The following is a 23767-nucleotide window of genomic DNA, read 5'->3' on the forward strand; positions in this document are numbered from 1 at the left end:
TCGTGCCTTCCAATCCGTGGGTAGGGGCGGGTTACTTCAGCTCGGACTCGGTGTAGTAGCCGCCGTCGACCAGGACCTGCTTGTAGTTGGACTTGTCGACGCTGACCGGCTGGAGCAGGTAGGCGGGCACGACCTTGCTGCCGTTGTCGTAGGTCTTGGTGTCGTTGACCTGCGGCTTCTTGCCCTTCAGCACGTCGTCGACCATGGTTGCCGCGACCTTGGCGAGCTGCCGGGTGTCCTTGTAGACGGTCTGCGTCTGCTGGCCGGAGATGATCGACTTCACCGAGGCCAGCTCGGCGTCCTGGCCGGTGATGACGGGCAGCGCCTTGCTGCCGGAGCCGTAGCCGTCCGACTTCAGCGCGGACAGGATGCCGATGGAGATGCCGTCGTAGGGCGAGAGGACCGCGTCGACCCGTCCGCTCTTGTAGGACGAGGTGAGGATGTCCTCCATGCGCTTCTGCGCGGTCGTGCCGTCCCAGCGCAGGGTGGTGACCTTGTTGAGCGCGGTCTGCCCGGACCTGACGACGAGCTGCTTCTTGTCGATGTACGGCTGGAGCACGCTCATCGCGCCGCCGAAGAAGTACTTGGTGTTGTTGTCGTCGTTGGAGCCGGCGAACAGCTCGATGTTGAACGGGCCCTTCTTGCCCTTGCCCAGCCCGAGCTGGTCCACGATGTACTGCCCCTGCAGCTTGCCGACCTTCTCGTTGTCGAACGAGGCGTAGTAGTCGACGTTCTTGGTGCCGAGGATCAGGCGGTCGTAGGCGATGACCGGGATGTCGGCGTCCGCGGCCTCCTGGAGCACGTTGTTCAGCGACTTGTTGTCGATCGCCGCGACGATCAGGCCCTTCACGCCCTGCGTGATCAGGTTCTCGATCTGCGAGACCTGGGTGTCCGGGTCGTCCTCGCCGTAGACCAGCTTGGTCTTGTAGCCCTTGGCCTGGAGGTTCTTCTCGACGTTCTTGCCGTCGGCGATCCAGCGCTCGGAGGACTTGGTCGGCATCGCGATGCCGATCGTGCCGCCCTTGGCGTCGCCGCCCTTGGCGTCGCTGCCGCCCTCGCTGTTCTGGCCGCAGGCGGTCAGGGTGAGGGCGAGCGAGGCGGCCGTGGCCATCGCGGCGAATGCGGCTCTGCGGTTGAGCATGGTGATCCGTCCTTTTTCTTCTCGGCGTTGAGAGGGGTCACACGGTGGTCGGGAAGCGGTGCAGCGTTCCGGGCAGCCGGGAGCCGAGCGGCGCCATGTCGCCGTCCGCGCCGTGCCGGGCGAGCAGGTCCAGGGCGAGCCGGCCGCGCCGCACCCGCTCCCGGGCGGTGTCCAGGGTCACGTCCCGCAGATGGGCGCCCCACGGGTAGATGCCGGGAGCCTTGGACAGGCCGAACTTCAGGTAGAGCGGTGCGCCGCGCCGGATCAGCTCGGCGACCTCGTACATCCGCACGTAGCCGCCGAGGTCGTCGGGGGCCTCGATGTACATGTCCATGGGGGCGCCGGACACCCGGCGGATCTCGGTGAGGTGGTCCAGCGTCAGATCGCTGGGCACGTTGACCGAGTCGGCCCCGAGCCGCTCGTACACCGCGTACGAGGCCGGGTTGACCGGGCCGATCAGCGCGGAGACCTTCAGGGTGGTGTCGGCCGGGATGATCCCGGCCGTACGCGCCCGGTGCAGCGTCCACAGCACGCCCTCGTCGGCGACCAGCAGGCACTTGACGCCCAGTCCGGTGGCGCGGACGGCGTCCTCCACGCAGCCGGCCACCGCGTCGTGGCCCCGGGCGCGCAGTCCGGCCCCCCGTGAGTCGGAGCGCACCGAGCCGCCGATGTCCCAGGTGCCGCGCGGGCCGGTGAACAGGCAGAGTTCGATGTCCCGTTCGGCGGTCGCCTCGACCATCTCGGTGATCTCGGCGTCGGTGAGCATCCACACGCCGCTGCCCTGGCTGATCCGGTGGATCGGCACGTCGAGGCGCGAGGCCTCCTTCAGCACGACCGCCAGCGCTTCGGGACCCTCGCACGAGGGAATCTCGGTGCGCCAGCGGCCGCCGCCCGGGAAGCCGTGGGCGGAGGCGTCGGCGGGGTCGAGGGCGGGCGCGTCCAGGCCGAGTGCGGCGAGCACCTGCTCGCCGGGCCTGCGGACTGCCGGAGCGGAAGCGTCGGTCACTTGCTGTCCTTCTTGTTCGGTATTTCGGACGAGGTTCGCGGCTCTGGGTACGGAGAAGGCCCCGCGGCACGCCGGCCGGGGCGTGGTCGGGTCATGTCCCGGCCGGCGCACGGTCAGGGCCGGAGCAGCACCTTGCCCACCTTGGGATCACCGGCTCCCACCAGCTCGATGGCGTGCGGGAAGTCGGTCAGCGGCAGCTCGTGGGTGACCAGCGGCAGCGGGTCGAGCAGCCCGGCGCCGAAGACCCGTACGGCGTGCGCCCAGGCGTCCGGCGGCGCCCCGAAGACGGTGTGCACCTCGAGCTGCCGCACGACCAGATCGGTCGGGTCGAGCCCGTCAGCGCCCGGCGCCGGGATGCCCGTCAGGACCAGCCGTCCGCCGCGCCTGAGCAGCGCGGCCGCGGTGCGCGCGGCGGACGCGGACCCGGCGGTCTCGATCACGACGTCGAAGTCGCCGGGCAGGTCCTCGTCCCGGAGCCGGAAGTCGCTCGCCCCGAACCGCCGGGACAGCGCCTCCCGGGCGTATCCGGTGCCCACGACCAGCAGCTCCGCGGGCGAGACCGCCTTCAGGAACTGCACCGCGAACATCCCGAGCGTGCCCGTGCCGACCACCGCCACCCGCTCGCCCGGCAGGGCGCGGGCCTTCAGCGCGGCGGCCGCGACGCAGGCGGCCGGCTCCAGCAGGGCGGCGGCGGTGAGGTCGGCGTCGTCCGGCAGCGGGTGCAGCAGCCGGGCCGGCAGGGTCAGGGTCGACGCCATCGCGCCCGGCCGGGTGAAGCCGGTCTCCTCGTACCCGGCCGTGCACAGCGTGGTCTCGCCCGCGTGACAGCGGTCGCACACCTGGCAGTTGCGGAAGCCCTCGCCGACGACCTTGCGGCCGGCCAGACCCGCCGGCACCCCGGCGCCCACCGCCCGCACCGTGCCGGACCACTCGTGGCCGGGCGTGAGCGGGTAACGGACGTACCCCGAGGGCCGGTTGCCCTGGTACACCTCGCGGTCGCTGCCGCAGATGCCCACCGCGTGCACCGCGACCAGTGCCTCGCCGGGACCGGGCGGCCGGGGCGTGTGCTCCTCGACCCGGTGCGCTCCCGGCGCCTCGACGACGACCTGCGAGCCCGGCGAGGTCACTTGGTGCCCTTGGGCTTGCGCTGCTCCCAGCCCTCGGCCCACAGGTCGAACCGGGCCTGCTGCTGCGGGAACTCGGCGGCCGCGTCGGTGTCCAGCTCGACGCCGAGGCCGGGCCGGTCGGAGAGGTGGAAGTAGCCGTCCACGACCTCCGGGGCGCCCCTGACCACCTTCTTGATCTCGGCGTCGGCGAAGTCGTTGAAGTGCTCCAGGATCTTGAAGTTCGGGGAGGTGAAGCCGACCTGGAGCGAGGCGGCGGTCAGTACGGACCCGCCCACGTTGTGCGGGGCGACGAGCATGTAGTGGGTCTCGGCGGTGGCGGCCAGCTTCCGGGTCTCCCAGATGCCGCCGATGTGGCCGACGTCCGGCTGGATGATGTCGACGGACTGGCTGTCGAAGAGCTCGCGGAACTCGATCCGGTCGTGGATGCGCTCACCGGTGGCGACCGGGATGTCCACCTTCGCGGCCACCTTCTCCAGCGCCTTGAGGTTCTCCGGCGGGCACGGCTCCTCCAGCCAGGCCGGCTTGAAGGGCGCCATCTCCTTCGCCAGCCGGACGGCGGTGGCGGGGGAGAAGCGGCCGTGCATCTCCAGCATCAGCTCGGCGTCCGGCCCGATGGCGTCCCGCACCGCCTCGATGAGGGAGACCGCGTACAGGGTCTGCTCGTGGTCCAGCTCGAAGTGCCCGGTGCCGAACGGGTCGATCTTCAGCGCCCGGTAGCCGCGCTCCACGACCCCCTGCGCGGCCTTGTGGTACGCCTCCGGCGTCCGCTCGGTCGTGTACCAGCCGTTGGCGTACGCCTTGACCCGGTCGGTGACCTTGCCGCCCAGGAGCTGCCACACCGGCACGCCGAGCGCCTTGCCCTTGATGTCCCAGCAGGCCATCTCGACGACCGCGATACCGGACATGACGATCTCGCCGGCCCGCCCGTAGTCGCCGTACTTCATCCGGCGCACGAGGTCCTCGACGGCGAACGGGTCCGATCCGAGAATGTGATTGGCCTCCGCCTCGCGCAGATAGCCGATCAGCGCGTCGGTGTGGCCGAGCATCCGGGTCTCGCCGACTCCCGTGATCCCTTCGTCGGTGTGCACCTGTACGTAGGTCAGGTTGCGCCACGGCGTCCCGACCACGTGCGTGCTGATTCCGGTGATGCGCACGGCAGTTGCCCCTCAGATGTTCGAGATTTCGTCACTCGTTCGAAATGCTGGCGTGACAGTAAGGAGGGTGCGGCGGGGGTGTCAATGGGTCGAACAGGTAACAGTTTCGACATGACTTCCGGCGCTTTTTTCGGTCCCGCACGAAACCTTCACGAAGGTGCCTGGTTACGTGACCGGCGGGGAATCTAGTCTTCCGGCGTCATGGACTTCTGCCACCCGTGCCAACGGCACCTCAACGGCGCCCTGGTCTGCCCCGGGTGTGGCGCACCGGCCCGGCCCCACGCTCCGCACGCGGACGGGTCCGCCGCGCCCGGGTACGCCCACACGGTGGCGGGTCCGCACGGCCAGGAGGCCCACGGCGGAACCCCGGCGGGTCACGCGCACGGCGGGTACACCGCGCCCCATGCGCACCGGCACCCCGGTGGCCCCGCCGGCCCGGGCGGGCCGCGGGCCGCGCGCGTACCGCAGCAGCCGGGTGCGACGGCGGTCCCGGACGCGTACACGTACGAGGGCGGGGCCGAGCACAATCCGGGCCTCGACGGGCAACCGGGCACCGGCGGTCAGGGCGCCGTCCACGGGAGCCGGGCCGGCCACGAAGGCCCTGCCGACGGCGGCGGCGACGAGCCGCGTGACACGGACGCGCGCGACCCCCGCGAAGACCACGACGGCCGTGAGCACGACGGCCGTGCGGACCACGACGGGCCCGGCGAGCCCGTGGGCCGGGCCGCCCGGCGCCGGTCGCGGGGGCGGGGCCGCGGGGCGGCCGTGGACGGCGAGGACGCCGGACCCGCCGCCGACACCGGCCGCCGGGACCGCAAGGCCGCCGCGCACCGGCGCCGCAGGCGGCGTACGGTGCTGATCGCCGCGGGGTTCGTGCTGGCCGCCGGCGGGCTGAGCCTCGCCGAACTCGGCACGGACGCCCCCTTCACACCCTTCGCCGGCGACTCCTCGACGTCGGCCGGGGACACCGCCCCCGACGACGGCGGCGCCTCCGCGTCCCCGGACCCGACGTCGGCTCCCGCGGACGGCGCCTCGGCCCGCACGGCGTCGTCCAGCGCCTCCCCGTCCACGGACCCGTCGGCCTCGGCGTCCGCCTCCGCGTCCGCGTCCGAGTCCCCGAAGGACGAGCCCTCCGGATCCCCCGCCGCCGGCGACACGGCGGACCAGTCCGCCGGCCCGGGCGCGGACACGGCGACCGCGGCCCCGCCGGGCGGGCAGTCGTCCCCGCCCGCCGCCACCCCCACGGCCGACCCGACGACCGCGGACCCCGAGCCGACCCCCACCCCGACGAAGAAGTGCGACCGGTTCCTGTGGTGGTGCACCTGACCCGCCCTCGGCACGGTTGAGTCGAACGGGTGCACCTCGCCGTACCGGTCACGGGAACGCCCGCCGCCGGAGCGGGTGATGTGCACAAGAGGGAGCGACGCGCGAGCGGCTCGGCCGAGGAGAGCGGATGACGCAGGGAACCACCGTGCACGGCACGGTCGCCGAGGGCTACGAGACGGTGCGCGAGGAGTTCGCCGCCTTCGTGGCGGAGGAACGGGACGACTACGAGGGCCAGTTGTGCGCCCATGTGCACGGCCGGCGGGTCGTCGACCTGTGGGCGGGCGAGGGCGCCGACGGCGACTCGCTGTACGGCGTGTTCTCGTCCACCAAGGGCGCCGCGCATCTCGTCGTGGCCCTCCTGGTGCAGGACGGCACGCTGGAGCTTGACCGCAGGGTCACCTACTACTGGCCGGAATTCGCGGCCGAGGGCAAGGGGGCGCTGACCCTGCGCGAGCTGCTCGCCCACCGCGCCGGGCTGATCGGCAGCGACACCGGGTTCAGCCCGGCCGAGGTGGCCGACGACCGTGCGCTCGCCGAACGCCTCGCCGACCAGCGGCCGTTCTGGCGGCCGGGCACGGCCTTCGGCTACCACGCGCTGGTGATCGGCGCGCTCACCGGCGAGGTCGTCCGCCGCGCCACGGGCCGCACGCTCCAGGAGGTGTACGAGGACCGCGTCCGCGCCCCCCACGGCCTGGACTTCCACCTGGGCCTGCCGGCCTCCCGCGAGGGCCGCTTCCGCGCCACCCAGCCGATGCTGCCCACCCCCGAGCAGCGGGCGCTGCTCGACGCGCTGCCCAGCGGCCCGCACACCCTCGCCTCGATCGCCTTCAACCGGCACGCGGCCGAGCCGACCGATCTGGAGTCGCTGCCGAACCAGCGCGCGGTCCGCGCCCGGGGCCCGGCGTCGGTGGGCGGCGTGGCCTCGGCGCGCGGCCTGGCCGGGATGTACGCGGCGGCGATCAGCGGGACCGAGGGCAAGGCCCCGCTGCTGAAGCAGGACACGGTCGCGGAGTTCGGGCAGCCGCACTCGGTCGGGTACGACCTGGTGGCCCGGTCCCACAAGTCCTACGGCCTGGGCTTCCAGGCGACGGATGACACCTGGCACCCCTTCCTCGGCGCCGGCGCGATCGGTCACAGCGGCGCCGCCGGCTCCCAGGCCTTCGCCGACCCCCGCAGCGGCCTCGCCTACGGCTACACCAGGCGCCGGTTCGCCTTCCCGGGGGGCTCGGCCGCGGAGAACGACCGGCTGGCGGCCGCGGTCCACCGGGCGGCGCTGACCGCCGGATGACCCGGAATACGGCGGCGGCCGCATCCCACGTCCAAGGATGCGGCCGCCGTCGTGGCAACGACCGTCACCCGGCCAGCGTCACGGTGACGTTGCCGCGCGTCGCCTTCGAGTAGGGGCACACCTGGTGCGCCTTCTCCAGCAGCGCCCGCGCGGTCGCCGCGTCGACGCCGGGGATGTCCGCGGAGATCTCCACGATGATCCCGAAGCCGTCCTCGTTGCGGCCGATCCCGACCTTCGCGGTGACGGTCGAACCGGAGACGTCGGCGCCCTCCTGCCGGGCGACCACGCCGAGCGCGCCCTGGAAGCAGGCGCTGTACCCGGCGGCGAACAGCTGCTCGGGGTTGGTGCCGGCGCCGCTGCCGCCCATCTCCTTGGGCGGGTTCACGACGACGTCGAGCTTTCCGTCGTCGGTGGCGACACGGCCGTCGCGGCCGTTCTCGGCGGTGGCGACGGCCGTGTACAGGACGTCGGACTGCTGAATGGGCATGCGGTTGGTCCTCCTCCTCGGTCCGCCGTGACTCGCGCCCACGATCGACGGCAGATTTCGGAATGAAGTTACCGCATACCGGAAAGCCGCGGCCAGGGGTCAGAGCTTGACGATCATCTTCCCGGTGTTGTCGCCGCGCAGCACTCCGAGGAAGGCCTCCAGGTTGTTCTCGATGCCCTCGACCACGGTCTCGCGGTACTTCAGCGCGCCCGAGGCGACCCAGGGGCCGACCTCCTGGACGAACTGCGGCTGCAGGTCGTAGTGGTCGCTGACCAGGAAGCCCTCGATGCGGCCGCGGGTCTGGATGAGGCGGGCCAGGTTGCGCGGGCCGGGGGCCGGCTCGGTGTTGTTGTAGACGGAGATCATGCCGCAGACGGCGATCCGGCCGCCCTGGTTCAGCGACCCGATGGCGGCCTCCAGGTGGTCGCCGCCGACGTTGTCGAAGTACACGTCGACACCGTCGGGAGCGGCGGTCCGGAGCTGCTCGCTCACCGGGCCGTTCTTGTAGTTGAAGGCGGCGTCGAAGCCGTACTCCTCCGTCAGCAGCCGGACCTTCTCGTCGGAGCCGGCCGAGCCGATGACCCGCGAGGCGCCCTTCAGCTTCGCGATCTGCCCCACCTGGCCGCCGACCGCGCCGGCGGCGCCGGACACGAAGACGCTGTCGCCCTCCTTGAAGGAGGCGGTGCGCAGCAGGCCCGCGTACGCCGTCAGGCCCGTCATGCCGAGCACCCCGAGGTACGTCGACAGCGGAGCGGCCTCGGGGTCGACCTTGACGGCGTTCCGGGCGTCCACGGCCGCGTACTCGCGCCAGCCGGAGAAGTGCAGCACGTGGTCGCCGACGGCGATCCCCTCCGCGTCGGAGGCGACGACCTCGCCGACCGCGCCGCCCTGCATGGCCTTGCCCAGCTCGAACGGGGCGACGTACGACTTGGCCGCCGACATCCTGCCGCGCATGTAGGGGTCCACGGAGAGGTACTCGTTGCGCACCAGCACCTGGCCCTCGCCGGGGGTCGGAACGGGCGTCTCCACCAGGGCGAAGTCCTCGGACTTCGGCCAGCCGACCGGACGGCTGAGCAGGTGCCACTCGCGGTTGATCATGGGGGGTCGCCTTCCATTTACTTCAGTACCTGAAACAACAATGAGCCTTAATATTTCATGCTGTCAAGTAACCCGGTATCCTGGTCGGCATGGCCACACCACCGAGACCCCCCCGCCCCGACGAGCTGACCATGGAGGTCGTCGAACTGATCGGGGACGTCGTGGCCCGCTTCTACGCGGACTACGAGGAGGCGGCGGCCGGGCACTCGCTGACCGGCCCGCAGGCGCGCCTGCTCAGCCTGCTGTCGCTGGAGCCGCTGCCGATGCGCAAGCTCGCGCACAAGCTCAAGTGCGAACCGTCCAACGTGACCGGGATAGTGGACCGCCTGGAGTCCCGGGGCCTGGCGGAGCGCCGTCCCGACCCGGCGGACCGCCGGGTGAAGCTGGCCGCCGCCACCGACGAGGGCCGCCGGGTCGCCCGGGACCTGCGCGAGGGCCTGCGATTCGCGCGCGAGCCCCTGGCCGGGCTCTCCGATCAGGAACGGCGGTCCCTGCGGGACCTGCTGCGGCGGATGCTGGACGCCTGAGTACAAGTAAAGTCTTCGCCATGCGCGATCTCGGGGTGGGTTTCGGTTATCTCGTGAAGGGCCAGCGCTGGGTGGCCCGGCACGGCCACCAGTTCGGCTTCGGCCTGCTGCCCGGCCTGATCACACTGGCCCTGTGGGCCGCCGCGCTGGTCGTGCTCGCCGTCTGGGGCGAGGACGCGGTCACCTGGGCCACCCCGTTCGCCGACGGCTGGGGGAGCCCCTGGCAGGGCCTGTTCCGCGGCTTCCTGACGGTCGTGCTGTTCGCCCTCGGCCTGCTGCTGGCCGTGCTCACCTTCACGGCCCTCACCCTGCTGGTCGGCCAGCCCTTCTACGACAGCCTCTCGCAGAAGGTCGACGAGGACGTCTCGCCCGACGGCACGGCACCCGAGTCGGGCCTGCCGCTCTGGCGCGAGCTGTGGATATCGGCCCGGGACAGCCTGCGCATCCTGGTCCGGGCCCTGGTGTGGGGCGTGCTGCTCTTCGCCGCCGGCTTCCTGCCCCTGGTCGGCCAGACGGTCGTCCCGGTGATCGGCTTCTTCGTCACCGGGTTCTTCCTCACCGAGGAACTGACCTCCATCGCCCTGCAGCGCCGCGGCGTCGAGTTGCGCGCCCGCCTGGCCCTGCTCCGCTCCCGCAGGACACTGGCCTGGGGCTTCGGCACCCCGCTCGGCCTGGCCTTCCTGCTGCCGTTCGTCGCGGTGTTCCTGATGCCCGGCGCGGTGGCCGGCGCCACCCTCCTCGCCCGCGACCTCCTGGGCGAGGAGTCCACCGGCCGGACCTCCGACGACGCGAACGAGACCGTCGCACCCTGAGGCCCGCCCGCCCTGTCGCGCCGCGCCCGGCCGGACGACACTGCCGGGCGTGAAGACAGCGAAAGCCGTGAACCTCGTCGTGCTCTTCCTCCTGGAACTGGCGGTCCTCGGCGCCGTTCTGTACTGGGGGATCACCCGTGGCGGCACGGTCGGCCTCCTCTTCGGCATCGGCGGGGCGGGGCTGCTGGCCGAGCTCTGGGGGCTCTTCGCGTCGCCGAGGGCGAGGTTCAAGCTCCACGGCACGGCCCGCCTCGTCTTCGAACTGCTCTGGTTCGGCGCGGGGGCCGCCGCGCTGTACGCCGCCGGGGCCCACGCCTGGGCGGCCGTCCTCGCCCTGGTGTGCGTGGCGAGCAAGTGCCTGACCCAGACCCGGCAGGCGTGACGCGGCGGAGGCCTGGCCGTTTGTGAAGGGTTCGTACGGGATCGCTCCTAGGGCGGTCATCGCGCGCCCCGGAGGGGGCCGGGCGATTAACGTCGGGACCGGGACGAGTCCCCCGTGGGCAGCCCCGGTCCGGAAACCTGACCTCCGGACCGGGGCTCGGCCCCGGCTCAGCGCGTCGAGAAGCCGTACACCGTCTCGGACCTGAACACCTCGCCCGGCCGCAGCACGGTGCCCGGGAACTCCGGGTGGTTGGGGGAGTCGGGGAAGTGCTGGGTCTCCAGCGCGACCCCCTCGCCGGGCGCGAAGGGCGCGGCCAGGTGGTCGGCGGTGTAGAACTGGAGCCCCGGCTCGGTCGTGGCCACCGTGAGCACCCGCCCGGACCCCGGGTCGTGCAGCTCGGCCACCTCCTCGGCGGCGCCCGTCGGGCCCTTGTCCAGCACGAAGTTGTGGTCGTAGCCGGAACCGACCTCGCGGGCCGCACGGAAGTCGAAGCGGGTGCCGGACACGTCCCGGAGTTCACCCGTGGGGATCAGATCCGCGTCCACCGGGGTGAACCGGGAGGCGGCGAGCCGCAGTTCGTGACCCCCCGTCGGACCGGAGCCGCCCAGGTTCCAGTACGTGTGATTGGTGAGGTTGACGACGGTCGGCGCGTCCGCCACCGCCTCGTAGGCGATCCGCAGCGCCCCGGAGGCGTCCAGCGTGTACGTCGCGGACACCTCCAGCCGGCCCGGGAAGCCCTCCTCGCCGTCGGCGCTCACCCGGCGCAGCCGGACGCCGTCCCCGGCCGGCTCCGCCTCCCACACCCGCTTGTCGAACCCGCGTCCGCCGCCGTGCAGGCAGTTGGGCCCGTCGTTCACCGGCAGCGCGTACGACCGGCCGTCCAGGGTGAAGCGGCCGCCCGCGATCCGGTTGGCGTAACGCCCGACCAGCGCGCCGAGATAGGGCTCCGGGTGCTCCAGATAGCCCTCGAGCCCGGGGAAGCCCAGCACCACGTCCGCCGTGCGCCCGTCCCGGTCCGGAACCTCCACCGACTGCACGATCCCGCCGTACGACAGCACCCGCACCCGCACCCCGGCCCGCTCCAGCGTCCAGCGGTGCACCGGCGTGCCGTCGGGAAGTGTGCAGAAAAGTTCACTCATGTGGGAAACCCTAGTCACGGGACCCGTGCGGTGACAGTGCGGTACGCGATCTCGGCAAGCCGTGCCTGCCCGTCGCGGCTCGGGTGGAACCAGTCCCACCGGCTGAGCTGGTCGGTGCCGAAGCGGAAGTCGAACACCGCGTTGCCGTCGAAGCGGCAGCGGCGGTCCTTGGCGCACACGTCCCGCAGCGCCTCGTTGTAGTCCTCCACCCGCCGCTGCACCTCCTCCCGGCGCCGCGTGGCCGCGCCGGTCAGGTCGTCGGCCTCGGCCAGCATCGACGGGCAGATGCCGAGCTTCCACACCTGCTTGCCCAGCGGGTTGGTCCGGCCCTGGGACCACAGGCGCAGCAGGTTCGGCACGCTCGCCACGTACACCTGCGTCCTGGGCAGCGCCGTGCGCAGCTCGGCGAGCGACTCCTCGAAGTCCGCGCGGAACTCCGCCGCCGGGGTCATCGCCGAGACCGACGAGCGGCAGGCGTCGTTCGCGCCGATCATCACCGTCACCAGCTCCGGCCGCCCGGCGGCCGCGGCGGCCATCTGCCGCGGCAGGTCCGACATCCGGGCGCCGGTCACCGCGTAGTTCCGGCTGCGCTCCGCCGCCCCGCGCACCCCCAGCAGCCGCACCGCGAGGCTGTCCACCCCGGCGTCGCTGCCCGTCGCCCACGACACCTCGGGGCAGTCGGAGAGCACCGCGCACGCGTCGAAGCCCCTGGTGATGGAGTCGCCGACCGCGGCGATCGAGTCCGGGCTGCGGTTCCACACCGGCGCCGGACGGGCCGAGGGGCGGGCGGAGGGCGTGCCCGGGCCCTTCTTGCCTCCGGCGCCGCCGCCCCCGAAGGCGTCACAGCCCGCCAGCGTCAGCACGGCCGCCGCCATCACGGCGACGGCGCTCCGCGCCCGGTGGCCTCGCTCGCGCATCTCGGCTGCTCCCTTCGCTCGACGGTGCGGTGTGCTCCCCCCATGACAACGCGCGGGGGTTCCCGGACCGGGGACCCTGGAACGCCACACCCCCGTACAAGCGTCCCCCTGGGTGAATGGCGCGGGTTTCCTGACGCCGGGACCGACGGTACGTCACACTCCCCGCCCCGCCGCACGGTAGCCTCGCCATCGAAGCGGCCGTCGCGCCTGGCCGCCCAGCCAGTCCGCAAGATGTCCCGCTCTGCCCGGAGGTTCCGGTGACGACACGTGGAGTTCTGTACGTGCACTCCGCGCCGCGCGCGCTGTGCCCGCACGTCGAGTGGGCCGTCGCGGGGGTGCTCGGCACGCGCGTCAGCCTCGACTGGATCCGGCAGCCCGCGGCGCCCGGCACCTGGCGCTCGGAGTTCTCCTGGCAGGGCGAGGCCGGCACGGCCTCCAAGCTCGCCTCCGCCCTGCGCGGCTGGCACCTGCTGCGTTTCGAGGTCACCGCCGAGCCCTGCGCCACCGCCGAGGGCGAGCGCTACAGCTGCACCCCCGACCTCGGCATCTTCCACGCGGTCACCGGCATCCACGGCGACATCCTCATCCCCGAGGACCGGCTGCGCGCGGCGCTGACGCGTTCCCGGCGCGAGGAGACCGATCTGGAGGCGGAGATCGCCAAGCTCCTCGGCAAGCCCTGGGACGACGAGCTCGAACCCTTCCGCTACGCGGGCGAGGGCGCGCCGGTGCGCTGGCTGCACCAGGTGGTCTGAGCCCCCGGACGCGCGGGGAGCGCCTCCCGCAGCCGGAAGAACCCGACAGCCCACAGGACACGCGAAGGGGCCCCCACCGGCCGGTGGGGGCCCCTTCGCGTTCTCAGACGGTCCGGAAGGCCAGGACCACGTTGTGCCCGCCGAAGCCGAACGAGTCGTTCAGCACGGCGATCCGCCCCTCGGGCAGCTCGCGGGCCTCACCGGTCACCACGTCCGCGTTGACCTCGGGGTCGAGGTTCGTCACGTTGATGGTCGGCGGGGCCGTGCGGTTCACCAGCGCCAGGATCGAGGCCACGGTCTCGATGCCGCCGGCGCCGCCCAGCAGGTGACCCGTCATCGACTTGGTGGCGGAGATGGCCATGTGGTCGACGTCGTCGCCGAACACCTTCCGCAGCGCCTTGACCTCGGCTACGTCACCCTGCGGCGTCGAGGTGGCGTGCGCGTTCACGTGCACGATCTCGGCCGGCTTCAGGTCCGTGTTGTCCAGCAGGTTCTGCAGCGCGTGCGCGATGCCGTTGCCGGACGGCTCCGGCTGCGTGATGTGGTGGCTGTCGGCGGAGATGCCCTGGCCGACCGCCTCGACGTAGATCCGGGCGCCGCGGGCCTTCGCGTGCTCCTCGGACTCCAGGACGATCACACCGGCGCCCTCGCCGAGCACGAAGCCGTCGCGGCCCGCGTCGTAGGGACGCGACGCGCCCTCGGGGTCGTCGTTGTTCTTGGACATCGCCATCATGTTGCCGAAGGCGGCGATGGGAAGCGGGTGGATGGCGGCCTCGGTGCCACCGGCCACGACCACGTCCGCACGCCCGGTGCGGATCATCTCGATCGCGTACCCGATGGCCTCCGCGCCGGAGGCGCAGGCCGACACGGGGGTGTGCACGCCGGCGCGGGCGCCCAGCTCGATGCCGACGTTGGCCGCCGGGGAGTTGGGCATCAGCATCGGCACGGTGTGCGGGGAGACGCGGCGTACGCCCTTCTCCTTGAGCACGTCGTACTGGTCCAGGAGCGTGGTCACACCGCCGATGCCGGAGGCGATGACCGCACCGAGACGGTCGGGGTTGACGGACGCGTCCTCACCGGCCCTGGCGGTGAATCCGGCGTCCTTCCAGGCCTCCTGAGCGGCGATCAGCGCGAACTGCGCGGACCGGTCCAGCTTGCGGGCCTGCGGGCGGGGGATGATCTCGCCAGGCTCGACGGCGATCTGCGCGGCGATGCGGACCGGCAGCTCGGCCGCCCACTCCTGCTCGAGTGGGCCGACACCGGACTTGCCGGCGAGCAGGGCCTCCCAGAACGAGGCTGCGTCGCCACCCAGCGGTGTGGTTGCGCCGATACCGGTGACGACCACGGTGCGATTGGTCGGGCTCACGGGAATTCTTTCTCCAACGGAAAACGGGATTCGACGGCGCCACCGCCGGGTGGCGGGGCCTAGCAGCCTGACGGCCTAAGGGGTGACTCAGGCCTGGTGCTTGAGGATGTAGTCGGTGGCGTCACCGACGGTCTTGAGGTTCTTGACGTCCTCGTCCGGGATCTTCACGTCGAAGCGCTCCTCGGCGGCGACGACGACCTCGACCATGGACAGCGAGTCGACGTCCAGGTCGTCGGTGAAGGACTTGTCCAGCTGGACGTCCTCGGTGGGGATCCCGGCGATCTCGTTCACGATCTCGGCGAGACCGGCGACGATCTCTTCCTGAGTGGCGGCCATGTCAGGCGCTCCTTCTTCGATATTCCAGACAGTTTGTGGCAGTTTGCACCGAGCCGGAAGCAAGATCCGGCACGGAGTGCCTAGGGGAGGGTAACGACCGTGGCGGCGTAGACGAGACCCGCCCCGAATCCGATGACGAGCGCGGTGTCGCCGCTCTTCGCCTCCCCGGTCGCCAGGAGCCGCTCCATCGCGAGCGGGATCGAGGCGGCCGAGGTGTTGCCGGTGGTGCGGATGTCACGGGCGACCGTGACGTGCTCCGGCAGCTTCAGCGTCTTCACCATCGAGTCGATGATCCGCACGTTGGCCTGGTGCGGAATGAAGACGTCCAGGTCGTCCGGGCTGATCCCGGCCGCGTCCAGCGCCTGCTGGGCGACCTTCGCCATCTCGAACACGGCCCAGCGGAACACCGCCTGGCCCTCCTGCGTGATCGCAGGGAACTTGACGTTGCCCTCCCTGTCGAGGGGCAGCTCGGCGAGGTCGCCGACCCGGAAACGGTCCCAGGGAACCGTCTGCTTGATGGTGCCGGCCTTGTCGCCCTCGGAGCCCCACACCGTGGGGCCGATGGCCGGCTCCCGCGAGGGGCCGACGACGACCGCGCCGGCGCCGTCGCCGAACAGGAAGGCCGTGGCCCGGTCCTCCAGGTCGGTGAGGTCGCTGAGCCGCTCCACCCCGAGGACGAGCACGTACTCGGCGGAACCTTCCACCACCATGCCCTTGGCGAGGGTCAGGCCGTAGCCGAAGCCCGCGCAGCCGGCCGAGATGTCGAAGGCGGCGGCCTTGTTCGTGCCCAGCTTGTCGGCGATCTCGGTGGCGACGGCCGGGGTCTGGCTGAAGTGCGAGACGGTCGAGACGACCACGGCGCCGATCTGCTCGGCGTCGATGCCCGCGTCGGCGATCGCCTTGCCGGCGGCCTCGACGGACATCGCGGCGACCGTCTCCTCGGGGCCCGCCCAGTGCCGGGTCTCGATGCCGGAGCGCGAACGGATCCACTCGTCGGACGAGTCGATCGTCTCCAGGATCACCTCGTTGGGCACCACACGGGTCGGCCGGTAGCCGCCGACGCCGATGATGCGCGCGTACGGGGCGCCCTTGCTGGGCTTGATCTTCGACATGGGTCTTGGGCTCCTTGTCAGGCGCTCGCCGCGTCAGCGGCAGGTGTCGCAGTCTCGGCGATGAGCGTGCGGGCCGCGTCGAGGTCGTCAGGGGTCTTCAGGGCGAGCGTGCGCACGCCGGGCAGCGCACGCTTGGCCAGACCGGTCAGCGTGCCGCCGGGGCACACCTCGACGAGCGCGGTGACGCCCAGCTCCTTGAACGTCTCCATGCACAGGTCCCAGCGCACCGGGTTGGCCACCTGGCCGACCAGCCGCTCGAGCACCTCGGCGCCGGAGGCGACCGTGCGGCCGTCCTTGTTGGAGACGTAGGCGAGCTTGGGGTCGGCGGGCGCCAGCCGGGCGGCGGCCTCGGCCAGCGCCTCGACGGCCGGGGCCATGTGGCGCGTGTGGAAGGCGCCGGCCACCTTCAGCGGGACGACCTTGCGGACGCCCTCGGGCTTGTCCTCGGCCAGCGCGGCGAGCTGCTCCAGCGTGCCGGCGGCGACGATCTGGCCCGCGCCGTTGATGTTGGCCGGGGTCAGGCCCAGCTTCTCCAGGTGCGCGACGGAGGTCTCCGGGTCACCGCCGAGCAGTGCCGACATGCCGGTCTCGGTGATCGCGGCGGCGTCCGCCATCGCCAGTCCCCGGCGGCGGACCAGGCCGAGCGCGGCGGTCTCGTCCAGGACGCCCGCGAAGGCGGCGGCGGTGATCTCGCCGACGCTGTGGCCGGCGACGGCGCCGGGCGCGATCTCCGCCATGTCACCCAGTGCCATGGCGGACAGGATCCCGGCGGCGACCAGCAGCGGCTGGGCCACCGCGGTGTCGCGAATGGCGTCCGCGTCGGCCTGGGTGCCGTAGTGGACCAGGTCAAGACCGATGGCGTCCGACCACGCGGCGACGCGGTCCGCGGCACCGGGGAGTTCGAGCCAGGGGGTCAGGAAGCCGGGCGTCTGGGCGCCCTGGCCGGGAGCGACGAGTACGAGCACTCTCACACTCTCTCTTGGGGACGGCCGAAGCCGCCCGTGGGGACAGGGACGAAGAACACGTAGGGGTTTTGTGGGCCCCCCACAAAACCCTAGGCCTGGGGTTCACCGTCGGCCAGACGCCCCAGGATCAGCGCGATCCGCAGCGTGAACGCGGATCGTACATCCGAGGGCGACCATCCGGTGACGTCTGTCACACGTCGGAGCCGGTAGCGCACGGTGTTCGGGTGAACGAACAGCATCCTGGCCGCGCCCTCCAGGCTGCTGGCCTGCTCCAGGTAGACACTCAAGGTTTCCAGGAGCGCCGACCCCGCCTCCTCCAGCGGTCTGTAGATCTCCTCCACCAGTTGCTCGCGCGCGCCCGGATCACCGGCGATGGCCCGCTCCGGCAGCAGATCGTCCGCCAGCACCGGCCGCGGGGCGTCCTGCCAGGCGAAACACGCCTTCAGGCCCGCCGCGGCGGCCTGCGCGGACCGGGTGGCGGCCAGCAGGTCGGGCACGACGGGCCCGGCGACCACCGGCCCGGCGGCGTACGGCCCGATCAGCGACTTGGCGACGGCGAGCGGATTGGGGCTGCCCCCGGCGATCACCACGAGACGGTCCCCGAGCACCCCCGTGAGCACCTGCAGCTTGGCGTGGCGCGCGGCGCGCCGGATGGCCTCGACGGTCAGCTCGCTGTCACCGTCGGGCGCGGTGCCGAGCACGACGCACACGTCGTCCGGAGAGTTCCAGCCGAGCGCGGCGGCCCGGCTGACGGCGCCCTCGTCGGCCTCCCCGCTGAGCACGGCGTTGACCACGAGCGACTCCAGCCGGGCGTCCCAGGCACCGCGTGCCTCGGCGGCCTGGGCGTAGACCTGGGCGGTGGCGAACGCGATCTCCCGGGCGTACACGAGCAGGGCCTCGCGCAGCACGCTCTCGTCCCCGGGGGCGGCCACCTCGTCGATGGCGGACTCCATCACCTCGATGGTGGTCCGCACCATCTCCACGGTCTGCCGCAGCGTGATGGCCCGGGTCAGCTCGCGGGGCGCCGTCCCGAAGACGTCCGTGGAGATGGCCTGCGGAGCGTCGGGGTGCCGGAACCACTCGGTGAACGCGGCGATGCCCGCCTGTGCCACCAGCCCGATCCAGGAACGGTTCTCCGGCGGCATGGCCCGGTACCACGGCAGGGTCTCGTCCATGCGCGCGATGGCCTGCGCGGCGAGGCTCCCGGAGGACCTCTCCAGCCGCTTCAGGGTCGCGGAATGCGGGTGGACGGCGTGCGCTGCGGGTCCGCCGCTGCGGGTTTCGGGTTCGGGCACGGGGACAAGACTGCCTTATCGGGACGGGACCATGCGTCGGCGGGGTGCCGTGCGCGGTCTACGGTGGTGCCCGTGATGGACGTACGGCGCGCCGGCGAGCGCTACCGCGGAGGGGACCCGGAGGCGGGGATCGCGTCCCGCCACGCCTTCTCCTTCGGCCCGCACTACGACCCCGGCAACCTGCGCTTCGGCGCGCTGATCGCCTGCAACGAGGAGCGGCTCGCCCCTGGCGCCGGCTTCGGCGAACACCCGCACAGCCACACCGAGATCGTCACCTGGGTGGTCGAGGGCGAGCTGACCCACCGCGACTCCACGGGCCACGAGACGAAGGTGCGCCCCGGCGACGTCCAGCACCTGTCCGCGGCCGCCGGCGTCCGGCACGTGGAACGCAACGAGGCGGACACCCCGCTGACCTTCGTCCAGATGTGGCTGGCCCCGCTGGAGCCGGGCGGCGACCCGTCCTACGAGACCGTCCGCGGCATCGCCGACTCAACCCCCTACGCCCTGCCCGCCGCCGGCGCGATGCTCCACGTCCGCCGCCTGGCGGCGGGGGAGCGGACGGCGGTGCCGGACGCGGCCCACGTGTACGTCCATGTGGTCCGGGGCGGGATCACGCTGGCGGCGGAGACCCTGGGCCCGGGCGACTCGGCCCGGATCACGGACGCGCAGTCCCTGGAGGCGGTGGGCGTCACGCCGTCGGAACTGCTGCTGTGGGAGATGGGGCCGTAGCCGCGGGCGCCCCGGCGGGCCTCAGCCCCGCAGCTCCGCCAGCACCGCGTCCGTGAACACCGGCCACGCCTCCACCGCCCAGGGCCCGAACGCCCTGTCCGTCAGCGCGACTCCGGCCGCCTCCGCGTCCGGGTCGATCCACAGGAACGTGCCGGACTGCCCGAAGTGCCCGAACGTCCGCGGCGACGACGAAGCCCCCGTCCAGTGCGGCGACTTGGAGTCCCGGATCTCGAACCCCAGCCCCCAGTCGTTCGGGTTCTGGTGCCCGTAGCCGGGCAGGACGCCCTTCACCCCCGGATACTGCACGCTCATCGCGGCGGCCACCGTACGCGGGTCGAGCAGTCGCGGCGCCTGCACCTCGGCCGCGAACCGCAGCAGGTTCTCCACCGTGGACACCCCGTCCCTGGCCGGCGACCCCGCCAGCGAGGTCGACGTCATCCCCAGCGGCTCCAGCACCGCCTGCCGCAGGTACTCGGCGAACGGGATGTCGGTCGCCTTGGCCACGTGGTCGCCGAGCTGCTCGAACCCCGCGTTGGAGTACAGCCGCCGCTCCCCTGGCGGGGCCGTCACCCGGTGCTCGTCGAAGGCCAGCCCGGAGGTGTGGGCGAGCAGATGGCGGACCGTGGCGCCGGGCGGCCCGGCCGGCTCGTCCAGCTCGACCGCGCCCTCCTCGTAGGCCACGAGCACGGCGTAGGCCGCCAGCGGCTTGGTGACCGAGGCGAGGGGGAACCGCTGTCCGGCCGGGCCGTGGGTGCCCACGACCGTGCCGTCCGCGCGCACCACGCCCGCCGCGGCGGTGGGGACCGGCCAGTTCTCGATCGACGCCAGGCTCTTCAACGACATGAGGCCGAGCCTATGCGCTCAGAGCCACAGCTCCAGCAACGGGTCGGGCTTGGGCCGGAAGCCGAGCGAGGCGTACAGCGGCGCGCCCTCGGCGGACGTGGTGAGCTGCACCCGGTCGGCGCCGCGCTCGCGGAACCAGCCGAGCAGCGTGTCCATGCACGCGCGCGCGTACCCGCGCCTTCGGGCGTCCGGGTCGGTGGCGACGCTGAAGGCGTACCCGACCGTGCCGAGCGGGTTGCCCGCCCGTCCGATCCGGTAGTCGAGCGTGCCGGCCACCAGCGCGGCCAGTGCCCCCGGCCGCTCGGGGTGGTCCACGACGAAGGCCGCGAAGTCGCCCTCCGGCTCCCCGAGCCTCGCCCGCAGTTCGGGCAGGGACTCGGCGTGCCAGTCGGTGGACCGGTCGGCGAGGGCCATCGAGTCGATCATGACCTGGCGCAGCCGCAGCACTTCCGCGGCGTCCTCGGGTCCGGCCCGGCGTACGAGAGTCATACCGCGCACGCTAACCACCGCACCCGACGGCCGTCTCTCCCTTTTCTCACCGGAGCCGCTTGCCTGGAGTGCACTCCAAGGCCATAGCGTTGGGGACATGACGGTGATGCAGACCACGCCAGCGGCCGCCGGGCGAGCAACCCCCGCCGACATCTGCTCCGCCCCGCCCCGGCGCCACCCCCGCCCCGAAGGCCAGGACCGCTACACGATCAGCGAGGTCGTCGCCTTCACCGGTCTGACCGCACACACGCTGCGCTGGTACGAGCGGATCGGCCTGATGCCGCACGTCGACCGCTCGCACACCGGTCAGCGCCGCTACAGCAACCGCGACCTGGACTGGCTGGAGTTCGTGAACAAGCTCCGGCTGACCGGCATGCCGGTGGCCGACATGGTCCGGTACGCGGAACTGGTGCGCGAGGGCGAGAGCACCTACGCCGAGCGCCAGGAACTGCTGGAGTCGACCCGCCGGGACGTCCTGGCCCGGATCGCGGAACTGCACGGCACCCTGGCGGTGCTGGACCGGAAGATCAGCTTCTACGCCACGGGGCGCTGACCCGCCCGCCGCGCGGCGCCGCTACAGCTCGGCCAGTAATTCGGCCTTCTTCGAGGAGAACTCCTCGTCGGTGACCAGGCCCGCCTGGTGCAGTTCGCCGAGATGCCGGATGCGCTCGGCGATGTCGGCCGGGTCCCGCCGTGCCGGCACCGGGGCCACCGGCACCGGCCCCCGGCTCCGCAGCGCCGCGAGGACGGCGGCGGCGAACGGCAGGGACTCGTGCACCGGCCCGTAGCCGAGGCCGAAGACGACGGCCGCCGGATCCTGGTCGGGCTGTGCGGGACGGGTGGAACCGCCGTCGCGGGGTACCAGGCGCAGATGCCCCTCGAAGGCCTCCGGCGAGCGCCACTCCACCGCGCTGAGCTCGGTGACCGCCCAACTCTGGTCCCCGGCTTTCCACTTCGCCGAGGACGCCCCGGTCCACGACCAGCGGAAGTGCACCCGGGTCCCGTCGAAGACCGCCTTCGCGTCGTACGCCTTGAACTGCAGCGGGGCCTCGGGGGCGGCCACCAGGTAGCGCTCGGGGGGCTCCGGCCCGGACCCGGTCAGCAGCGGTCTCAGCTCGTCGGCGTAGTACTCGGCGAGGGTCGCCCGCTCGGCCGGCAGCACCAGCCGGTAGGGGTCGGAGCCCTCGCGCAACTGCCCGGCCGCCGCGTCCATCAGCGGGTCGGCGCCGGGGCGCGGCCGCAGCCGCAGTGCCACCGAGCCGCGCTTGCCGGGAGTGAGGGTCACCTCCTCGACCGCGGCCAGCGGAATGCGCCGCTCGCCCAGCGCCTGGAACAGCTTGGGTGTCCGAATCCCCCGTTCGTAGCGGATGAGCACGGAGTCGGACTCGAACTCCCAGACGGCATGAAAACCCGCCAGTACGTCACCCATGCGGCTCATCGTATGCGGCACGTGCTCCTCCGTCGCCACCCGCGCAGACCGCACTTCCTGCTGTTTCTACGCGCGTCCGGCCGTCGTCGTGCGGGGCAGACCCGTCCGGCAGGCATCGTCTTCGCGTGCGCACGTCACCGCGTCGTACGCGCCGACGCCGACGTGCGCGAGGTTGCGCAGGCTGTCCGTGCCCGGCTGGAAGTAGCCGCTGTGGCCCTTCGCGTCGCGGGCCGACAGGACCCGCGCGCCGAACGCGGAGGACACCGGGTCGGCCCCGTGGCCCAGCCCGCCGAGTTCCAGGTACGGCACGTCCTGCACCCAGTCGCTGGCGTCCCGCATCGCCCACACCCGGGCCGAGGTGCCCAGGCGGGAGGCGCTGGCGGCGCGCATCCCGGGGCTCGCCGCCACCGCCAGGTCGGTCACCCGGCCCGGCATGCCGTGCGCGGCGACCCCGCAGACCACCGAGCCGTAGCTGTGGCAGAACATCGACACCGGCGCCCTGCCGGGCAGACCGTGCAGCAGCGCGTTCAGGCGGACGGCGCCCTCCTCGGCGCGCAGACCGGTGGCCGCGTCCACGCCGAGTCCGGCCGGCGCGGTGTAGTCGGCCCAGGCGATCACGGCCGTGCGGGTCGAGGGCCGCTCCGCCCGCTCGGCGGCGTACAGCGCCTCGGCCATGCCGACCGGGGCGCTGTACTTGCGGTACGTCCGCTGGAAGGTGAGCAGGTCGGTGTCGACACCGGGCACGACGACGGAGATGCGGTCGGCCCTGGTGAGGCTGCCGAACACCTCCGCGACCCGGCCCGAGCCCGCGGGGTCGAAGGCGAGGATGTGCCGGCCCGGCCGCATCAGCGCCGCGTAGCGCTCCATCCGCTGGCCCGCGTCCTGCTGTCCGGCCCTGCTGATCCGGCTGTCGTGCATGCGGCGCCGCTCGACCTCACGCGCCTGGCCCAGCGCGATGCGGTTGGCGCGGTAGCGCAGCTTGACGGGGGCGCCGTTCATGTTGCCGACCGCCAGGGGATAGCGGTGGGCCAGCCGGTCGCGCTCGTGCGGAGTGAGCGAGGCGAAGAACCGGGTGAGCCGTGCGGGGGCCGCCTCGGGGTCCGGCAGGTGCAGGCCGCGCAGCGTGCCGTGCTCCCACTTGTCGAGGGAGTGCTGCAGCGCGGTCGACTCCCGCTGGGTGCGCATGGCGGTCCAGCCGGTGGTCGCGAGCATCACGAACACGACGGCCAGGGCGAGCATGGCGCGCCAGACGTTGAGCTGCGGGGAGGTGTCGAAGGAAGTCACTGGGAGGACACACTAGGAGAACGAGAGGGTCTCGGGGTAACCGAGTGACGGGTATCACGTTTCGGTAGAGGTCGAACGGTCCGTAACGTCCTCAGCCCGCCCGCCAGTTGCCGGTGAGCGCCGGGCCCAACTGGTCCAGGTACGACACCGTCAGACGCCGGATCGCCTCGAGACTGAAGTCGTCACCGGTGCACCACTGCCGTTCGGTGACCCTCATCACCCCGCCGAAGACGGCCACGGCCAGCCGCGGCCGCGGGTCGGTGTCCACGTCGACGCCCTCCCGTTCGGCGAGCAGCCGCGCGATCGTCTCCTCGGTGGCGACGGACCGCCGCAGATGCGCGGCGAGCAGCGCGGGCGTCGACTCTATGGTTCGGTACATGCGCAGGTACAGCTCCACCGGAACGGCCGAATCGACCGTCTCGCGTATCGCGTCCCAGCCCTCCAGGACCGCCTGCCGCAGCGCCTCCATCGGCGCCTCGTGCGCCGGCCTGGCCCGGACGGCCGCCACGAAGAGGGCCTCCGTCATCTCCTGGACGGCGAAGGCCACCTCCTCCTTGCCGGCGAAGTAACGGAAGAAGGTGCGCTGCGAGACGTCGACGGCCTCGGCGATCTCGTCGACGGTGGTGTGCTCGTAGCCCTGCGTGGTGAACAGTTCGAGAGCGGCCCGCAGCAGCGCCTCCCGAGTGCGCCGCTTCTTGCGGTCCCGCAGCGTCTCCATCTGGCCTCTCCCGGTGAACGTCCCTCAAGCTCAGGCTATGCGCCG

Annotated in this window: 26 protein-coding genes; 8 read left to right on the forward strand and 18 right to left on the reverse strand. The window is 72.4% G+C overall.

Annotated features, from left to right (window positions below; all coding sequences use genetic code 11):
• Nucleotides 1–31: 31 nt before the first annotated feature.
• From chvE to ACFQ9Z_RS05195, 4 genes are all read right to left on the reverse strand, one after another.
• Entirely contained in the window at nt 32–1141 is a 1110-nt protein-coding gene (gene chvE / locus ACFQ9Z_RS05180) for a multiple monosaccharide ABC transporter substrate-binding protein (RefSeq protein ID WP_383010882.1), read from the reverse strand.
• Between the two features lie 37 nt (nt 1142–1178).
• On the reverse strand, nt 1179–2147 hold the full coding sequence (locus ACFQ9Z_RS05185; RefSeq protein ID WP_383010886.1) for a hypothetical protein: 969 nt from the start codon (nt 2145–2147) through the stop codon (nt 1179–1181).
• Nucleotides 2148–2260: 113 nt separating this feature from the next.
• On the reverse strand, nt 2261–3274 hold the full coding sequence (locus ACFQ9Z_RS05190) for a zinc-binding dehydrogenase (protein ID WP_383010889.1): 1014 nt from the start codon (nt 3272–3274) through the stop codon (nt 2261–2263).
• A complete protein-coding gene (locus ACFQ9Z_RS05195) occupies nt 3271–4428 on the reverse strand; it encodes a mandelate racemase/muconate lactonizing enzyme family protein (RefSeq protein WP_383010892.1) in 1158 nt (385 codons plus the stop codon). Before ACFQ9Z_RS05195 ends, ACFQ9Z_RS05190 begins: the two co-directional genes overlap by 4 nt.
• A 201-nt stretch (nt 4429–4629) precedes the next feature.
• Here ACFQ9Z_RS05195 and ACFQ9Z_RS05200 point away from each other — a divergent pair, with 201 nt between their 5' ends.
• Together ACFQ9Z_RS05200 and ACFQ9Z_RS05205 are read left to right on the forward strand one after the other, a co-directional pair.
• Entirely contained in the window at nt 4630–5754 is a 1125-nt protein-coding gene (locus ACFQ9Z_RS05200; protein ID WP_383010896.1) for a hypothetical protein, read from the forward strand.
• 127 nt (nt 5755–5881) lie between these two features.
• Nucleotides 5882–7042, forward strand: coding sequence for a serine hydrolase domain-containing protein (locus tag ACFQ9Z_RS05205; RefSeq protein WP_383010899.1), 1161 nt, complete (start codon nt 5882–5884; stop codon nt 7040–7042).
• A gap of 64 nt (nt 7043–7106) precedes the next feature.
• Here the strand turns inward: ACFQ9Z_RS05205 and ACFQ9Z_RS05210 are convergent, their stop codons facing one another.
• Both ACFQ9Z_RS05210 and ACFQ9Z_RS05215 read right to left on the reverse strand, forming a co-directional pair.
• Nucleotides 7107–7529: an organic hydroperoxide resistance protein gene (locus ACFQ9Z_RS05210; RefSeq protein WP_383010902.1), complete on the reverse strand. Its 423-nt coding sequence runs from the start codon at nt 7527–7529 to the stop codon at nt 7107–7109.
• Nucleotides 7530–7628: 99 nt separating this feature from the next.
• Nucleotides 7629–8627: an NADP-dependent oxidoreductase gene (locus ACFQ9Z_RS05215; protein ID WP_383010905.1), complete on the reverse strand. Its 999-nt coding sequence runs from the start codon at nt 8625–8627 to the stop codon at nt 7629–7631.
• A gap of 89 nt (nt 8628–8716) precedes the next feature.
• Here ACFQ9Z_RS05215 and ACFQ9Z_RS05220 point away from each other — a divergent pair, with 89 nt between their 5' ends.
• From ACFQ9Z_RS05220 to ACFQ9Z_RS05230, 3 genes are read left to right on the forward strand one after another with little or no spacing between them, the layout of a single operon-like run.
• Complete coding sequence (locus tag ACFQ9Z_RS05220; protein WP_383010908.1) at nt 8717–9154, forward strand: MarR family winged helix-turn-helix transcriptional regulator; 438 nt, start codon at nt 8717–8719, stop codon at nt 9152–9154.
• A 20-nt stretch (nt 9155–9174) separates the two neighbouring features.
• Complete coding sequence (locus ACFQ9Z_RS05225) at nt 9175–9966, forward strand: EI24 domain-containing protein (protein ID WP_383010911.1); 792 nt, start codon at nt 9175–9177, stop codon at nt 9964–9966.
• A 49-nt stretch (nt 9967–10015) separates the two neighbouring features.
• Entirely contained in the window at nt 10016–10348 is a 333-nt protein-coding gene (locus ACFQ9Z_RS05230; RefSeq protein ID WP_383010914.1) for a YrdB family protein, read from the forward strand.
• Nucleotides 10349–10515: 167 nt separating this feature from the next.
• On the opposite strand, the gene ACFQ9Z_RS05235 is transcribed toward ACFQ9Z_RS05230, so the two are convergent.
• Nucleotides 10516–11487, reverse strand: coding sequence for an aldose epimerase family protein (locus ACFQ9Z_RS05235; protein WP_383010917.1), 972 nt, complete (start codon nt 11485–11487; stop codon nt 10516–10518).
• Nucleotides 11488–11501: 14 nt separating this feature from the next.
• On the reverse strand, nt 11502–12404 hold the full coding sequence (locus ACFQ9Z_RS05240; RefSeq protein WP_383010920.1) for an SGNH/GDSL hydrolase family protein: 903 nt from the start codon (nt 12402–12404) through the stop codon (nt 11502–11504).
• Between the two features lie 257 nt (nt 12405–12661).
• On the opposite strand from ACFQ9Z_RS05240, the gene ACFQ9Z_RS05245 reads away from it, so the two are divergent.
• The gene (locus tag ACFQ9Z_RS05245) at nt 12662–13156 is read left to right on the forward strand and encodes a DUF3145 domain-containing protein (protein ID WP_383010923.1); all 495 of its coding nucleotides are present in this window, start codon (nt 12662–12664) and stop codon (nt 13154–13156) included.
• Between the two features lie 103 nt (nt 13157–13259).
• On the opposite strand, the gene fabF is transcribed toward ACFQ9Z_RS05245, so the two are convergent.
• The 5 genes from fabF to fasR form a co-directional block, all read right to left on the reverse strand.
• Nucleotides 13260–14522, reverse strand: a complete 1263-nt coding sequence (gene fabF, locus ACFQ9Z_RS05250) for a beta-ketoacyl-ACP synthase II (protein ID WP_383010926.1) — start codon at nt 14520–14522, stop codon at nt 13260–13262.
• An 87-nt stretch (nt 14523–14609) separates the two neighbouring features.
• Nucleotides 14610–14858, reverse strand: coding sequence for an acyl carrier protein (locus ACFQ9Z_RS05255; RefSeq protein WP_018545314.1), 249 nt, complete (start codon nt 14856–14858; stop codon nt 14610–14612).
• Between the two features lie 80 nt (nt 14859–14938).
• Entirely contained in the window at nt 14939–15970 is a 1032-nt protein-coding gene (locus ACFQ9Z_RS05260) for a ketoacyl-ACP synthase III (protein WP_383010929.1), read from the reverse strand.
• Between the two features lie 17 nt (nt 15971–15987).
• A complete protein-coding gene (locus ACFQ9Z_RS05265) occupies nt 15988–16935 on the reverse strand; it encodes an ACP S-malonyltransferase (RefSeq protein ID WP_143631919.1) in 948 nt (315 codons plus the stop codon).
• Between the two features lie 89 nt (nt 16936–17024).
• Nucleotides 17025–18230, reverse strand: a complete 1206-nt coding sequence (fasR, locus tag ACFQ9Z_RS05270; RefSeq protein WP_383010933.1) for a fatty acid biosynthesis transcriptional regulator FasR — start codon at nt 18228–18230, stop codon at nt 17025–17027.
• 75 nt (nt 18231–18305) lie between these two features.
• On the opposite strand from fasR, the gene ACFQ9Z_RS05275 reads away from it, so the two are divergent.
• Nucleotides 18306–18959, forward strand: coding sequence for a pirin family protein (locus tag ACFQ9Z_RS05275; protein WP_383011821.1), 654 nt, complete (start codon nt 18306–18308; stop codon nt 18957–18959).
• Between the two features lie 21 nt (nt 18960–18980).
• Here the strand turns inward: ACFQ9Z_RS05275 and ACFQ9Z_RS05280 are convergent, their stop codons facing one another.
• A complete protein-coding gene (locus tag ACFQ9Z_RS05280) occupies nt 18981–19802 on the reverse strand; it encodes a serine hydrolase domain-containing protein (RefSeq protein ID WP_383010936.1) in 822 nt (273 codons plus the stop codon).
• 18 nt (nt 19803–19820) lie between these two features.
• Nucleotides 19821–20291: a GNAT family N-acetyltransferase gene (locus ACFQ9Z_RS05285; protein ID WP_383010939.1), complete on the reverse strand. Its 471-nt coding sequence runs from the start codon at nt 20289–20291 to the stop codon at nt 19821–19823.
• Between the two features lie 97 nt (nt 20292–20388).
• Here ACFQ9Z_RS05285 and ACFQ9Z_RS05290 point away from each other — a divergent pair, with 97 nt between their 5' ends.
• Nucleotides 20389–20844 (forward strand): MerR family transcriptional regulator, encoded by a 456-nt coding sequence (locus ACFQ9Z_RS05290; RefSeq protein WP_383010942.1) that lies wholly within the window; start codon nt 20389–20391, stop codon nt 20842–20844.
• Nucleotides 20845–20865: 21 nt separating this feature from the next.
• Here ACFQ9Z_RS05290 and ACFQ9Z_RS05295 read toward each other — a convergent pair whose 3' ends face one another.
• From ACFQ9Z_RS05295 to ACFQ9Z_RS05305, 3 genes are all read right to left on the reverse strand, one after another.
• Nucleotides 20866–21720, reverse strand: a complete 855-nt coding sequence (locus ACFQ9Z_RS05295; RefSeq protein WP_383010945.1) for a DUF4429 domain-containing protein — start codon at nt 21718–21720, stop codon at nt 20866–20868.
• Nucleotides 21721–21786: 66 nt separating this feature from the next.
• Nucleotides 21787–23004, reverse strand: a complete 1218-nt coding sequence (locus tag ACFQ9Z_RS05300) for an alpha/beta hydrolase (protein ID WP_383010948.1) — start codon at nt 23002–23004, stop codon at nt 21787–21789.
• Between the two features lie 91 nt (nt 23005–23095).
• Entirely contained in the window at nt 23096–23722 is a 627-nt protein-coding gene (locus tag ACFQ9Z_RS05305; RefSeq protein WP_383010951.1) for a TetR family transcriptional regulator, read from the reverse strand.
• Between the last annotated feature and the right edge of the window lie 45 nt (nt 23723–23767).

The sequence above is a fragment of the Streptomyces sp. NPDC056580 genome, from assembly GCF_042793175.1.
In the GTDB taxonomy this organism is placed as follows: domain Bacteria; phylum Actinomycetota; class Actinomycetes; order Streptomycetales; family Streptomycetaceae; genus Streptomyces.